A 14,517-nucleotide genomic window follows, 5' to 3' on the forward strand; every position below is an offset into this window, starting at 1 on the left:
GGGTCAGAAGGAAGGCCGCTTCAAGCCGGCCGCAAGGTAGGCTGAGGCTAACGTATTGGCCATCAGCATGGCAATGGTCATCGGTCCGACACCGCCGGGCACGGGGGTGATGGCGCCGGCGGCCTTGGCCGCTTCGGCATAGGCTACATCGCCGACGAGGCGGGTTTTGCCTTCACCCTTCTCGGGTGCGGCAATGCGGTTGATCCCGACATCGATCACGGTGGCGCCGGGCTTGACCCAGTCGCCCTTGATCATTTCGGGCCGGCCGACGGCGGCAATCAGAATGTCGGCTGTGCGGGCCAGTGCCGGCAGATCCTTGGTGCGGCTGTGGGCGATGGTGACGGTGCAGTTGGCGGCAAGCAACAGATTTGCCATCGGCTTGCCGACGATGTTGGAGCGGCCGACGACGACCGCGTTGAGGCCGGAAAGATCCTTGCCGCGCACGCGTTCGATCAAAAGCATGGAGCCGGCCGGCGTGCAGGGCACGAAGGCTGTTTCGAGTTCGCCGGTGCCGAGCTTGCCGACATTGATGAAATGAAAGCCGTCGACATCCTTTTGCGGTGCGATGGCCTGGATGATCTTGCCGGCATCGATATGGGCGGGAAGCGGCAGCTGCACCAGAATGCCGTTGATGGCCGGATCGGCGTTGAGTTCGCCGATGATCTTCAGCAGTGCCGCTTCGGACGTGTCGGCCGGCAGCGTGTGCTGCAGCGAATGAAAGCCGCATTCCTTGGCGGTGCGCGACTTCGACGCGACATAGACCTGGCTTGCCGGATCCTCGCCGACGATGACCACCGCTAAGCCGGGCTGGGCCTTTCCCTTGGCGACCAGGTCCTCGGTCAAGGCCTTGACCTTCTGAACCACGTCTGCGGCGACGATCTTTCCGTCAATCACTTCGGCCATGAACCATCCTCGACATCATTCCAGCCAAGGCGCGGCGCGCGCCTTGAACGTCGCTTCGTGCATGTCGTTGTTCCAAACGTTCCGCCCATTCGGGTAAAGCCCGACGGCAGCGCTTTTTGGGCGCCATGCTGCGCGGCATTGTCACGAAATTTGGCCTAAGCAATCCCGTCAAAGCGCCGTCACATGCCGTAAACTCGAAACCGGCAGCTTTTATTCTGTGCTGACGGGCTCAGAGCGACTCATCCTTTCACGGAAAGGCTGAACCGCTCTATTTCTTGTTTTGACGCAATTCCCAAGGGAAAGCGCGCTACGCGCTTTTCCCGGAAAAACCGTTTCACACTTTTCCTGGAATTGCTCAGAAATAGCGGCGGTGCGAACGGCTTTCGGTGAGTTCGCGCACCGCTTCGCGAAATTCGCGCAGGCTGGCGCGGATATCGTCGATTTGCGCCTGCTGGTCTTCCGGCGCCGCCCCAGCGGGCTGCAGAGAAGACCACGGCCCGGACGCCGCGGGCATCGGCTGAGCCTGCGAATAGGCATAGTCAGCCGGCTGACGAGGCTGCGCGTAGCCAGGCTGCTGCGCAGGGGAATTGGCGTGCGGAACCTCGTTCCGGAAGTCCGGCTGGCGATAGCCCACAGGCTCCTGCACCGGCCTTGTATATTCGGCGGCTGGTTGGGCGCGGTAGGTCTCGACGGGTTCGCCTGACGTCCCGCTACCCGGCGCGGCTTTGCGCATCGCCGAGAACAGTCCGTCGAACAGACCTGGGCTCCGGGCGGGAACGGCCGCGGTCGGCAACACCGGAGGTGCTGCCGGTGGCGGCGCCACAGGCAGCGGCGCGCGATAGACCTTGTCCTCGACCGGAGGGCGGCGCTCGTCCATTCTGCCGCGCGAACGCGAATTGGCAGCGCCGCGCAGGCTGGCAAAGGCGCCGCGCATCGCGCCGACACCGATGCCCGAAGCAAGCCCGAGCAGCAGGCCGGCCATCGCTATTACAGCCCGCGACGGTCCGTTGGGTTCGAGCGGCGGTTGCGCGGGGGTCATCAGATTGATGTTGGTGGTGTTGATGTTTTGCTGTTCGCCGGTCTCCTTGGCGCGCAGAAGGTACTGTTCGTAGACGGAGCGTTTGGCCGTGGCATCACGCTCCAGTTCGCGCAGGCTGACCAGATCGCTGTTGACGTCGCCGCTCTGGACCTTTGCCTGAGCCAGGCGGGAAGCGAGATCCTGCTCAAGCTGGACCGAGCGCTTCAAGTCGACCTGCAGCGACGAGGCGATGCGGCGCAGTTCGCCTGCGATGCGCTCGCGCGAGCCGCCGAGCTGGGCGTTGAGCGCCTGGTATTCGGGATGACGCGGTCCCAGACGCACGGCGGCGCGGTCGGCCTCCTGCTTCAAAGCTGCATATTGCGCGCGCAGTTCGCTCATCGTGTTGGAATTGATTTCTTCCGGCAAGGTGCCGTTGATGACCGAATTGACGTCCAGCGAACGCGCCGACGCGGCCCGGGCATTGAGTTCCAGCGTACGGGCCCGGGTGACTGAGAGCTGCTCGTTGAGCTTCAGCATCTGGTCGTCGCTGATCAGATGGCCCTGCGCGTCGACGAGATCATGCGTGGCCCTGAAATCCTCGACCTTGCGCTCCGCTGTCTCGACATTCTTGCGCAGGTCATCGAGCTTGGCCGTCAGCTGGTCCGTCGCGCGCCCGGCCATCCCGAACTGGTATTGGGCCGCCTCCTGCTGGAAAACGTCCCTGGTCCTATTGGCTATCTCCGCCGATTTGTCGGCGCTTTGAGTGGTGGCGCTGATGGAAACGACAAAGCTCTTGCCGCTGCGCTCAACCGACAGGCTCTTGGCCAGATTGCCGACCGCCAGCGCCTGGCGGCGCACTTCACCGCCGCCGCCAGGGCCATCCTGGCGCGACAGTATCGAGCGAATGAGCGACAGGACGCCAAGGCCGCCAGAGCCCTGTCCGTTGAATTCCGGATCGTCGACGAGATTGAGATCGGCCACGACCTTGTCGAGGACCTTGCCGGATGTCACCATCTTGATGCGGGTTTCGACAACAGCCAGCGCCGCATCGGGCTGCCCGACCGGTTGGGTGAGATCGTTGTCGGAAAGCTTCAGGTCGCCTGGCTCGATGACCATCTGTGTGGTGGCTTCGTATTTCTTCGGTGTCGAAACGGCGACGGCGACGCCGAGCACCGTCCCCAATATCGTCGTCGAGACGATCAGCAACTTGGAACGACTAATGCCGCGGACGACCTGGAGCGGATCGATCAGCGGTTTCCATTCCTGCCCGTCATCGTCGTCGCGGTCCGGTTGCTGCTCGTGGAAAGAGCGGGGCTCATAGGCCGCGCGGGAGCGAGGCTCCTGACGCCGGCCGGAAACAGGCTCCTCACGCGCGCTGGCGGCCGAAACGGGTTCGCCGTCGGCCTGGAACTGCGGCGGCTCGGGCGGTGACGTTGGCGCCGGATTCGACCGCGCCTCGCGTTGCGATCGGGCTATGCGGTGACGCGTGGCGGCATCCTCGCGCCATGACGGATCCACCCGGTCACCGATCGAGACCGCCGACGCATCCGCCGCCTCATCGCCGCGCACAGCTTTGCCGAGCGCCAGGAGGGAGCGCTCGCGCCTCCAGTCTTCACGGTTTTCCCTGTCGACCATTGTCTCGAAACTTTACCTTCGACGGCGCGGGAGCGGCGGTCGGCCAATCGTTAAGTCACGCTAAACAGGCATGGGAAACAAAAGGTTAATTTCCGAAGTCTGCAAGTGAAAGTTTCTCGCTTCGCCACGCATTGCCGGGATCTGTAAAATGGCGTCAGAACCGCACGTTAAGCTTTGCGGCTTACGGCTTTCCTCGATATGACGCAGGCCAGCGACATACCGCAAAGGCGGACACTCGCCCGCATCGGCACCTTCCTTGCCGAAAGACGGGGGCTGGTTCGCGACTATCTTTCAGCCATCAGCGGCGCCGGCGGGCGGCTGGTGTTCTCGCTTGCCTATTTCATCGCACTTGCCAACACGCTGTCGATTGCCGAGTTCGGCATGTTCGCCACCGCCTCGGCGGCCGGCGTCATGCTGTCGCGCATCCTCGCCTTCGGCTTCATCTCGGCGCTTTACCGCACAGCCACCATCCGCCCCAATCTGATCGGCACCTTCACCGCCGGCTTCCTTTTGCTTGGCGCCGTGTCCTTGCCGCTGCTGGCGGCCGCCTCGTGGGGCGTCTACCTGATCTTCTTCGCCAGCACCGTTCCGCTGGCCGTCTTTGCCGCAATCGTCTTTGCAGAGGCGCTTTTGTGGCGGCCGGTCGAGGTGGTGCTGATCGTCAACAACGGGCTCGGCAAATTCGGCCGCGCCGCCGTGCTGTCGATCGTGGCCACGGCGTTCCGCGCGCTGGGCGCCGTGCTGTTCATGCTGTCGGGCCAGCACAGCGTCTGGATCTGGTCGTTGTTCTACATCGGCGCCAACGCCGCCTCGCTGCTGCTGGCCTTCGGCTTCTATTATCCACGCCAGCGGCTGAGGCTGCGCACCGAGCTCTATCTCAGGCGGCTTGCCGATTCGATCTATGTTGCAGGAGCCGAAGTGCTGTTCTACCTGCAGTCGGAATTCGACAAGCTGCTCGTGCTGGCGATCGGCGGGCCGCATCTGGCCGGTATCTATGCCATCATCATGCGGCTGGTCGACCTGACGGCAATACCGATCCGCACCTTCTCGATGATGTTGGTGCAGAAGATGATGCGGTCGCCGGAGCTGTTGTCGCGACTGCGGGTCAAGAGCGGTATCGAAGCCGGCGTGTTCCTGGTATCGACATTGGCGCTGGCCGCACTCGGCATCGTGCTGCATTTCTTCCCCAATGCACTTGGCCGGAATGTCGCCGAGGCGGCGCCCTTGGTGGCATTGGCAATCGGCGTGCCGGGACTGCGCAACCTGGTCGAATACCAGGCCGAGCTGCTGTTCGCGCGCGGCCAGACCGCGCTCAGGGCGCTCAACCTCGGCCTGCTGGCGGGGCTGAAGGCGGTGCTGTTGACCTATGTGCTGACCACGATTGCCGACACGCCCAGGCTTGTCGTATCGCTCAATGTCGTCTTCCTGCTGCTCTATCTCGCCTCGGCGCTGCTGACCTATTCGGCGCTGCGCAAGCCCGCCAAGGCAATCTAAGCCAATCCGATCAGGCGGCGGATGCGGCCGATATCGGTGCCGATGAAGGATTGCATGCCGATCGCCACCTGCCCCGGTGCCATAGCGGCGACGAAGCTGCGGAATTCGTCATCCGACAGCGCCTCCCCGGTCCAATGCACGCGGCAGAATTCCTCCGAGCCGTGGAAATGGCCGGCGCCCCCCAGCACATCGTCGACATAGCGGCCATAGATCATGCATTCGGAGAACCGGCGCAGTGAAGCGATGACCTCGACCCAGCCGCGCGCGTGCACCTTCTCGATCTCGGCGCACATCGCCGTCACGGTCTGACGGCGCCAGGCGATCAGCGTCGAAATATAGTCGTGGTTCGAAACCTCGGATGCATCGATACCAATCGCCGAGGCCGCATTGCGCGACCAGATGCGATGCTCGTCGTGACCGTCGCTCGACAGCACGCCGTCGCGCCGGAACAGCCGCACCTTGCCGTCGCGCCAGAAGGCGCTCAGATCGAATGGCTTGAGGAAGGCGACGTCGGAATCGCAGAAGACCAGCACGTCTTCTCCAGCATGCGCAGCGATGGCGATGCGGCGCAGCTGCTGCACATGCCAGCCGCGCAGCGGCTGGGTCTTGAAACTGAGCCAGATGCGACGGCGAAAGAGGCTCATCGGATCGTCGAACACACGCAGCCAGCGCGGCAGCAGGTCGCGCTCGTCGACAACGCTGCGGCGGTCGTTTTCCAACTGGCGAAACAGCGCCACGTCGCGGTGCTCGACCAGAATGTAATGATGCGCCAAGCCGGAGACATGGCGGTCGAGGGTCTCGCACAACAGGCGGCAGCGTTCGAAATCCGGCGCATAGCTGGCGGTCACCACCGCCGCCGTCGGCGTTTGCGGCAGGGCACCGGTCTCGGCTGCAGGGCTCGGCACGACGCGGCTGTTCACCGCAACTCTCCGGCGGGCTCGGGCCGACGCGAGAATTTCTGCCTGACGACACGCAGCAGGAACACCGGATTGCCGACGACGTAGCGGCGCCACAGCCGGCCGGGCTCGATGCACAGACGGAACAACCATTCGAGCCTCAGCTGGCGCATCCACAGAGGCGCCCGCGGCACCGTGCCGGAGAGAAAATCGAGCAGCGCGCCGACGGCGATCGGCAGCGTGCAGTGGCGGGCATCGATATGACGGGCGATCCACAATTCCTGGCGCGGCACGCCCATGGCCACAAGCAGCACGTCGGGCCGCAATGCCTCGATGCGATCGACGATCGCCTGCTCTTCGGCGGGGGAGAAATAGCCGTCATGGATGACGACGAATTCGTGCTGCACCGCCAGAGCGGCTAGCCTGACCGACGCCGCCTCGGCGTTGGCGCGGGTGGCGCCAAGCAACCCGACGGTCAGCGGCCTCGCCGATGCCTGCAGAAAGGCCGGAATGAGATCAGTGCCGTTGAGATTGTCCGGGAACGGCGCGCCGTAGAGCAGCTTTGCCGCCAGATCGACGCCAACGCCGTCAGGCAGGATGAGGAAATCGTCGAGCGCCTCGGCAAAGACCGGATCGGTAGAGGCGATGTTGGCGTTGTGAGCGTTGAGAAAACTGACCTTGGTGAAGCGCCGCTCGGCGATCAGACGAGTGAGCAGCGCGATCGCGTCATCCCAGCCGATGGCAAGGACCGAAATGCCAAGGATCGTCTTCAGCGTATCGAGCCCGAAGGCGGCGCGGGCGGTGTGCATGTTCATGCAAACACCTCCTTCCCCACCGGCCCAAGCTTTTCCAGGCCGAGCCTGATGGCGGCATCCAGTGCCTTAATCTGCCGGCGATGGAAGGCGCTGCCATCGACATCCCTGACATCGGCCGCAGCTGCCTCCAGCGCGCCGGCGAAGGCGGCCGGATCGTCGGTGATGAAACAATTTGCCGGGCGATGATCGATGCCGCGCAGCGAACGGCTGGTGGCGACCGACGGCAGGCCGAGTTCGAAGGTTTCGATGGTCTTGAGCTGAACGCCGCTGCCCGCGGTGCTGATCAGTGGGATGACGGCGGCGCCGCGCACGAAATCCTGGGCGTCGGGCACGCGGCCGACAAATTCGACACCGGGATGGGCAGAGGTGATATCCGACGGCATGTTGCCGGCGACCCTGATGCGAAAACTCCGGCGAAGATGCGGCACGACTTTTTCCAGGAACCAGTCGAGGCCGATGCGGTTCGGCTGCCAGGTCCAGGTGCCGATCAGCGCCGCGTCGCAATCGATGCGGCGCGGCTTGACCGGCTTTGGGGCCGTGGCAGTGGTCACCAGCGGCAGCACCGCCGAGCGGTCGTCGCTGGCAACGCCGAGTGCGGCGCGGTCTTCCTCGGCCAGCGTGAAGACGAAGCGAGCCCGGCGGCAGAGCCGCTCCTCCATGGTCTTGAGCAGCCTGGCCTCGCGGGCAAACAGCAGGCGCTGGAAGCGACTGTTTGCTGCTGCCGCATTCTCTTTGGCCGAACCATGTTCGACATTGTGGGCGACGAAAATCGAGGGACGGTCGGCGAACAGTTTTTCAAAGGCGCCGGCGAACTGCACCGAATTCAGGACATAGCCGTCGAAGGGACCGGCGCGCTCGATCGCGGCACGGACTTCGCTGTCGGAAACCGCGCGCAGCTTCACGGAAGCGAAGGTGAGCCCTGACAGCACCGCCTTGCCAAGCCAGGCGAGCTTCTGCCGCGCCGAGGCGCTTTCCGTGCGCACGTCGACGGCGCCGAGCACGAAGGTGTTTTCGGGGTCGCTGGGCGCCTTGCCCGGCCAGATGAAGCCGATGACGGTGACGCGCACGCCGGCGCGCCGCAAGGCGGCGATGATCGCAGCATTGGCGATCTCATAGCCCGAAGCGAGAGCGCCGTCGGGCACGATCGATGTGGCGAACAGCAGATGCATCTCACCTATCCAGGCGTCAGCCACTAGCAAAGCTGGGTGAACCCTTGATTAAATCACGCAACGCAACGGCTGAAAGGCGCGGACCGGCAGGCGCCGCTGCGAAAGGTGATTAACGAAACGTTATCGTCGCGGTGTTATCGAAAGCCAGATTCAAAACATGCGGCTGGAGCGGATGATCCCTTTGCCATCGGACGGTTCGGTATCGATTGCGGGACGCTCTCCGGGGCTCGCCGCAGAGACGATGGAAGCCGTCGTCACGCTGCCGACCTTCAAGCGGCCGCAACTGCTGCTCGAAACGCTGGCGTCGCTGAAGGCACAGCAAACCAGCCGGCGCTTCGCCGTCATCGTCATCGAAAACGAGGCCGAGGCGCGTGAGGGCGCCAAGGCGGCCGTGCCGCTGTTCGAACGCGACGATATGAAAGGCATGGTCATCATCGCGCACGAGCGGGGCAATTGCAGTGCCTACAATGCCGGCTGGCAGACGGCGATCCTGCATTTTCCGGATTTCCGCCACCTGCTGGTCATCGACGATGACGAGATCGCCGACGCGGACTGGCTGGAGCGCATGTGCAAGACGGCGGAGACGCTTGGCGCCGACATTGTCGGTGGCCCACAAGTGCCGGTGTTTAGCGATCCTTCTCACGCCAAATGGGCCGAGCATCCGGTCTTTGCGCCCCCCTATCGCGAGACCGGGCGCGTGGCCGCACTCTATTCCTCGGGCAACCTCCTGGTCGGGCGCAATGTGCTGACCACCATGGGACCGCCCTTCCTCGACCTGCGGTTCAACTTCATGGGCGGCGGCGATTCCGACTTTCTCAGCCGGTCTGCGCGGAAAGGTTTCGTGCTTGGCTGGTGCGCCGAGGCAAAGGTGCGCGAAGGCGTTCCGGCCCGGCGCGTCGAGGCTGACTGGATCCGCGCCCGATCCTTACGCAACGGTGTAATCTCGACGCTGGTCGAAAAGAAGAAGCGCGCCGGCACGCCATTCGCCGGCGCCAAGGTGTTTGCAAAAAGCCTGGCGCTGCTGATAGCCTCGCCCGTGCGCGGCGCAATCAAATTGGCGCGGACAGGATCGCTGTCGACGGCGCTTTACCCCGTCTATGTCTCGCTCGGCCGCGTGCTTGCCGAATTCGGATACGCCAATGAGCAATACAGGCAGCCTGAGAAGAACTGACGAGCTGCTGCTGGGCGGCATCGTCACCCGCGACGGCGTGGCGACGGCGATTGCCGCGCTGTTGTTTGCCGTCATCATCGTATCGTTCCGGCCGTTTCAGCCGGCAGGCGCGGAACTGACCGGCGACGGCGGCGACATCGTCAACCAGCTCGGCTTCAGTTCGCTCGGCGCCATTTCGACCTTCTCACTGCTGACGTTCGCCGACCCCAAGATGGTGCGCTCGCTGCTCAGCCCGTCCTGGATCCTGATGCTCGGCTTTTTCATGCTTTCGGTCATCAACGCGACCGACCCGTCCTCGGCCATGCGCGCGGCCTTCTTCACGCTGCTTGGCGTTCTGACGATAGCGACGGTCCTGGTGCTGCCGCGCGACGCCGACAGTTTTTCGAAAGTCATCATATTCTGCGCGATCGTCGTTATCGGCCTGTCCTATATCGGCCTCATCGTCTTTCCGCATGAGGCCCTGCATACGGCCGATTCGCAGGAGCCCGAACATGCCGGCCTGTGGCGTGGTGTGTTCGCCCACAAGAACATTGCCGGACCAATCATGGCCTGCTTCAGCTTCGCCGGCCTCTATCTCTTCCGGCGCGGCCAGAAGTTCTGGGGCGTGGCGATCTTCGGCGCGGCGATGATCTTCATGCTGCACACCGGATCCAAGACGACGGCCGGCCTGGTGCCGTTCTCGATCCTGATCGTCGTGCTGCCGGGCCTGATCGGCATGCGGTTCGGCACGCCGATCCTGTTTGCACTGGCGATCATTGCGACGGCCATCGGTACCTTAGGCATCGTCTTCATCCCGCCGGTGAAAGAGCTGGCGGCCACCTATTTCCCCGACCTCACCTATACCGGGCGCACGACGCTGTGGGAGTTCTCCGGCGAGATGCTGGCGAAGAAGCCCTGGACCGGCTACGGCTATGAAAGCTTCTGGGGCACGCCGCTGCTGCTGAGCCAGGACCAGCCTTTCGACCGGGCCTGGGACATCCGGACCATCGTGCATGGCCATGACGGCTATCTCGACATTGCGGTGCTGATGGGCATCCCGGCGCTGTGCGTTGCCGTCTACACTTTCCTGATCGCGCCGCTGCGCGACTACATGCGCATCCCGCCGCGCAAGGAGAACATCTATCTCGGTGACTTCTTCATGATGGTGGTGCTGTTCACGGCGCTGAACGCGTTCCTGGAAAGCTTCTTCTTCCATCGCGGCGACCCGGTGTGGCTGTTCTTCGTGCTCGGCGTGCTTGGCTTGCGGCAAGTGTCGCTGCGGCCGATCGCGGTACGCCGGCGACCTTGACCGGCTGGCCTGGATCCAGCACCCCTTGAGGGGCTTTCCCGTCTGCCCGCTAGCGTCTAAGGAGAACCCTTGTCTCGGAGGGCTCTCAATGACGATCAGGCTTGTTCTCGCCGGTTGCGGCAATATGGGTTACGCCATGCTTGCGGGCTGGCTGAAATCCGGCAAGCTTGCCCCGCAAGCCGTGTTCGTGGTCGAGCCCAATGCCGAATTGCGCAAGCGCGCCGAGCACCTCGGTTGCAGTGTCGCCGCGGACGCGAACGGCATCCCCGCCGACGCAGAGCCCGACCTCGTCGTCATCGCCGTCAAGCCGCAGGTGATCCGCGACGTCACCGCCGCCTACAAGCGCTTCGGCGACGGCAGGACCACCTTCGTCAGCATCGCCGCGGGCACGCCGGTCGCCACCTTCGAGCACATACTCGGCCATCTCGCGCCTGTCATCCGCTGCATGCCCAACACGCCGGCCGCGATCGGCAAGGGCATGATGGTGGTCTATTCCAACCCGCTGGTGACCGACGACATCAGGCGTTTCGTTGCCGAGCTGCTGTCGGCCAGCGGTGTGGTGACGACGATCGACGACGAAGGCCTGATGGACGCGGTGACGGCGGTTTCGGGGTCCGGTCCGGCCTACATCTTCCATTTCATCGAGGCGCTTACGGTTGCAGCCGAGAAGGCCGGGCTGCCGACCGAGACCGCCAGGCTGCTGGCCATGCAGACCGTCTATGGCGCTGCTGCACTCGCTGCCGAAAGCGGCGAGGAGCCCGGCGTCCTGCGCCAGCAGGTGACCAGCCCCAACGGAACCACGGCAGCCGCCCTTGCCGTGCTGATGGGCGAAGACCGGCTGACGAAGCTGCTGACCGAGGCGGTGGAAGCCGCGCGGCTGCGGTCGGTGGAATTGGGGAAGTAGCCGAGACGCTCGCGGGGCCGTATCAGCCCCACTTCATCTCACCCTTGGCGACCTTTGCGCCCAGTTCCAGGGACGAGACGTCAAGAAGATCGGGATAGCGCCGCTTCATCGCTGCAATCAGCTCGACGCTGGATTTCGCTTTTTCGGCTTCCTTATTGAAAGCTTCGAGGTAGGCGCGGGTGAATTCCACGGCCGCCAGACCGTCCGGTGCACCGGCTACCTGATGGGACGGCACCACGATGTTGGGTTTGCGGGACGCGATTTCGTTGAGCGCGGCAATCCATTTCTTGCGGTCGTCTACGGTTGGCTCGTCGGCAACCCAGACATGTACGCCGGACGAGATCAGCACGCCGCCGAACACCGCTTCAAGGCTGGGCACCCAGAGATACCGCCGGTCTTTCAGATCGGCGACGGTGACGATCTCGATCTTGTTTCCTTCGACTTCAAGTGAGGTGATATCGGATGCCTCGGGAATGACGACATCCGCCAGGACCTTCGGTCCATTGTCCTTGAGCTGCGGGCCCCAGACATCCAGCTTGGCTTGCACATTGGCTTTGATGGCCGCCACCGTCGCAGCGGCCGCGATGATCTTGGCGCCGGGGAAAGCATCCGCGACGGGATGCAGGCCAAAATAATAGTCAGGGTCGCTGCAACTGACATAGATCGTCGTCAGGGTCTTGCCCGTCGCCTTGATCGCATCCGCGACCGCACGGCCATCGGACAGGGTAAATCCGCCGTCGAGGAGGATGGCTTCTTTTTCCCCGGTCAGCAGCACCGGCGTGCGGCGGAAACCATTCTCGTCAGCCTGAAAATAGGTCCATTCCAGCTTGGCGGCGGCCCTAGCTGCAAAAGCCAGAGGCTGAAGCATGGCAACCATGCCCGTTGCCAGAAGGGTTTTCATCGTCTCGCGTCTTGTCCAAATGGTTTGCAAGATTTCAATCCTCAATGGGGGTTCAACTGATCGTTCGGAGATTGGCATCTCGGCATCGTTTGAAAAACCCGGATCAAAGAGACAGACTGTATGAATGGATCATACAATGGCAGCCGATGGGTCTGCGCCGTCAGCACGAGCGCAATGACCAGGCGTGTTGCGCGAGCAGGTCAAAAGCCCCATGGCGCGACCGCGGCAGCATTTGGCCTGCTGGGCGGGAGCGGCTGACGAAGCTGCTGGGGAGTAGGATCAGGCCAGATCGGTGTGGGAAAAGCCCTTCCCTTTGTAGAGCAAGGGCATCCCACGGCTTTTTGCCGAGGCATATGACAGGCAGTCAGCGAGATTGAGCTGAGCCGGGTGGCCGCGACCTTTGCCATAGTTCGAAAAAGCCTGGATCGCGAGCTTGGCATCACCGATTTCGATCGGAACCACCTCGATCTCGGCCTCACGCAGGAAGTCCTCTATCGCCTTTTCGGCGAAGAGCGGCTCCACCACCAACTTCGATGAAAGCCGCATCGCCGCTTCGAGCACGACCAGCGGAGATGTGATCCGTATCGAGGCCTGCCCGATCCGGCGGCTCCAATCGGCGGCGTCTTCCTCTCCGGCGAGGACAGCGATCACCACCGAGGTGTCGATGAACATCAGGAATGTCCCCACATCTCGTCGATCTCATCCTTAGTCAAATCCCTGCCGCCGCTTCCCGCCTTGGCCTTCAGATCGTTCGATATGGCGGCCAGCCGCTCAGCCAGCGGAACTCGTTCACGTTCGCGCTGAAGCTCGGATTCGAGCGCTTCGATCACCGCTTCGGTCAAGGAAATCTTTCGCTTTTCGGCAAGCTGCCGGGCGAGGTCACGGGCGCGCGGGTCTCTGATCTGGAGATTCATTCTGGAAGACTCCGTTCGCTGTCACTACAATATAGTGATCTTGTCATGACAAAGCCAGAGAGCTGGCCTGTTCATGCCATCTCAGCCCCGTAGAGCATATCATCCTGCAGCTTCCGCAAAGCGAACAGCCTCGTCGTGCGGTCGGGCGTAGCATTGTCGGCGGTGAGCAGTTCGCCCTTCCTCACCGGTTTCAGCACCTTGCCGCCTTCGAGCAGGCCGACCGGCACTGCGCGATTGGCGCGCGCCTCTTCGACGGTCATGGTCCATGAGCGGTAGCAAGTCTCGCCGATGGCATCGAAGGTCTCGCCCATGGCGAGATCGCGCTTGGCCACCGCGCAGACCTCGGCCACCGGCCTCGGCAGCGGCACCATGTCTGGCCGGCCATAGAGCATGATGCGCGCCGCGGTCAGCGGCACTTCCAGCGAGGTCAGGTGATACGGCCGGAAGAAGCTGTAGTAGGGGCCGTGGCCTATGTGCAGGTCGTCCATGCGCTCGACGATGCGCGGATGCGTCGCCTCGACGATGACGAACACGCCGGGCGCCACGCCCTTGCCGATGGTGTAGTCGACAACGCCCTTCTTCGACAGGATGCCGCCATCCGCCTTCGGGATGAGCACATTGGCCAGCTGATCGCGGTCGGCCTTTGGGCCGTGCATGCCGGGAACGTCTGGGACCAGCCCGGTGGCGTTGGCGATGGCGCCCATCTCGACCATGGTTTTGGAACCGTCGACGAATTCGACCAGCATGCGCGGGTTCATGTTGCGGCGGATCGCTTCCTCGCGATAGTCGTCCGGAACGGCATCGTGGTTGAGCGGGTTGTTCTTGCCCTTGCCAGCCGAGACGATGGTGTAGCCGAGCGCCGACGCAAATTCGATCAGCTCCATGCAGCTCGACGGCTCGTCGCCGGCGCCGACCGAATAGACGACGCCGAGCCGGTCTGCCTGCTGCTTGAGGTAGCAGCCGATGGTGACGTCGGCCTCGACATTCATCATCACCAGATGCTTGCCGTGCTCCATCGCCTTCAAGTCGAAATCGGCGGCGACACCAGGCTTGCCGGTGGCGTCTATGACGACGTCGATCAGCGGATTGGTGACCAGCATCTCGTTCGTGGTAATGGCGATTTTGCCCGCCTCGATCGCCGCGGTGACTTTCGAGCCCCTGTCCGCCTCGACCGCCATCGCCTCATCGCCATAGGCGATGCGGATGGCGTCACGGGCGGTGTGCGGGCGGCGTGTCGAGATGGCCGCGACCGAGATGCCGGGCATCAGCATGCCTTGCGTGACCAGGTCGGTGCCCATTTCGCCGGAGCCGATGACGCCGATGCGCACCGGGCGTCCCTCGGCGGCGCGCCTGGCGAGATCGCGGGCCAGTCCAGTCAGGGCGACATTGGTCATGCAAGCGTGTCCACG

13 protein-coding genes are annotated in these 14,517 nt (G+C 63.5%); 4 read left to right on the forward strand and 9 right to left on the reverse strand.

The annotated features are described in order from the left end of the window. Positions 1–3: 3 nt before the first annotated feature. The gene (gene folD, locus NKI35_RS08510) at positions 4–903 is read right to left on the reverse strand and encodes a bifunctional methylenetetrahydrofolate dehydrogenase/methenyltetrahydrofolate cyclohydrolase FolD (protein WP_023681888.1); all 900 of its coding nucleotides are present in this window, start codon (positions 901–903) and stop codon (positions 4–6) included. A 355-nt stretch (positions 904–1,258) separates the two neighbouring features. Continuing rightward, complete coding sequence (locus tag NKI35_RS08515; protein WP_352739509.1) at positions 1,259–3,556, reverse strand: GumC family protein; 2,298 nt, start codon at positions 3,554–3,556, stop codon at positions 1,259–1,261. Positions 3,557–3,754: 198 nt separating this feature from the next. Here NKI35_RS08515 and NKI35_RS08520 point away from each other — a divergent pair, with 198 nt between their 5' ends. After that, on the forward strand, positions 3,755–5,050 hold the full coding sequence (locus tag NKI35_RS08520; RefSeq protein WP_352739512.1) for a lipopolysaccharide biosynthesis protein: 1,296 nt from the start codon (positions 3,755–3,757) through the stop codon (positions 5,048–5,050). Here NKI35_RS08520 and NKI35_RS08525 read toward each other — a convergent pair. The 3 genes from NKI35_RS08525 to NKI35_RS08535 are packed head-to-tail and all read right to left on the reverse strand — an operon-like array spanning position 5,047 to position 7,930. Continuing rightward, positions 5,047–5,970: a DUF6492 family protein gene (locus NKI35_RS08525; RefSeq protein ID WP_352739513.1), complete on the reverse strand. Its 924-nt coding sequence runs from the start codon at positions 5,968–5,970 to the stop codon at positions 5,047–5,049. The two genes, NKI35_RS08520 and NKI35_RS08525, sit on opposite strands and share 4 nt — an antisense overlap. Beyond that, the gene (locus NKI35_RS08530) at positions 5,967–6,761 is read right to left on the reverse strand and encodes a WecB/TagA/CpsF family glycosyltransferase (RefSeq protein ID WP_023715617.1); all 795 of its coding nucleotides are present in this window, start codon (positions 6,759–6,761) and stop codon (positions 5,967–5,969) included. The genes NKI35_RS08525 and NKI35_RS08530 overlap by 4 nt, the downstream gene beginning before the upstream one ends. Then, positions 6,758–7,930 carry a glycosyltransferase gene (locus tag NKI35_RS08535; RefSeq protein WP_023818679.1) on the reverse strand — a complete coding sequence of 391 codons (1,173 nt, stop codon included), beginning with the start codon at positions 7,928–7,930 and terminating at the stop codon, positions 6,758–6,760. The genes NKI35_RS08530 and NKI35_RS08535 overlap by 4 nt, the downstream gene beginning before the upstream one ends. Positions 7,931–8,102: 172 nt before the next feature. Here NKI35_RS08535 and NKI35_RS08540 point away from each other — a divergent pair, with 172 nt between their 5' ends. The 3 genes from NKI35_RS08540 (at position 8,103) to proC (ending at position 11,293) form a co-directional block, all read left to right on the forward strand. Further along, positions 8,103–9,101, forward strand: coding sequence for a glycosyltransferase family 2 protein (locus NKI35_RS08540; protein WP_352739515.1), 999 nt, complete (start codon positions 8,103–8,105; stop codon positions 9,099–9,101). Then, on the forward strand, positions 9,070–10,389 hold the full coding sequence (locus NKI35_RS08545; protein WP_352739517.1) for an O-antigen ligase family protein: 1,320 nt from the start codon (positions 9,070–9,072) through the stop codon (positions 10,387–10,389). The genes NKI35_RS08540 and NKI35_RS08545 overlap by 32 nt, the downstream gene beginning before the upstream one ends. Positions 10,390–10,477: 88 nt before the next feature. Next, positions 10,478–11,293, forward strand: coding sequence for a pyrroline-5-carboxylate reductase (gene proC, locus NKI35_RS08550; protein ID WP_023669294.1), 816 nt, complete (start codon positions 10,478–10,480; stop codon positions 11,291–11,293). Positions 11,294–11,315: 22 nt separating this feature from the next. Here the strand turns inward: proC and NKI35_RS08555 are convergent, their stop codons facing one another. From NKI35_RS08555 to NKI35_RS08570, 4 genes are all read right to left on the reverse strand, one after another. Continuing rightward, positions 11,316–12,215, reverse strand: coding sequence for an MBL fold metallo-hydrolase (locus NKI35_RS08555; protein WP_023827899.1), 900 nt, complete (start codon positions 12,213–12,215; stop codon positions 11,316–11,318). 258 nt (positions 12,216–12,473) lie between these two features. Then, entirely contained in the window at positions 12,474–12,866 is a 393-nt protein-coding gene (locus NKI35_RS08560) for a type II toxin-antitoxin system VapC family toxin (RefSeq protein ID WP_023751972.1), read from the reverse strand. Beyond that, on the reverse strand, positions 12,866–13,108 hold the full coding sequence (locus tag NKI35_RS08565; protein ID WP_023689347.1) for a type II toxin-antitoxin system VapB family antitoxin: 243 nt from the start codon (positions 13,106–13,108) through the stop codon (positions 12,866–12,868). The genes NKI35_RS08560 and NKI35_RS08565 overlap by 1 nt, the downstream gene beginning before the upstream one ends. A 71-nt stretch (positions 13,109–13,179) precedes the next feature. Continuing rightward, entirely contained in the window at positions 13,180–14,502 is a 1,323-nt protein-coding gene (locus NKI35_RS08570; protein WP_023751971.1) for an NAD(P)H-dependent oxidoreductase, read from the reverse strand. Positions 14,503–14,517: the final 15 nt, after the last annotated feature.

Source organism: Mesorhizobium sp. M0676, assembly GCF_040320535.1.
Classification (GTDB): Bacteria; Pseudomonadota; Alphaproteobacteria; order Rhizobiales; family Rhizobiaceae; genus Mesorhizobium.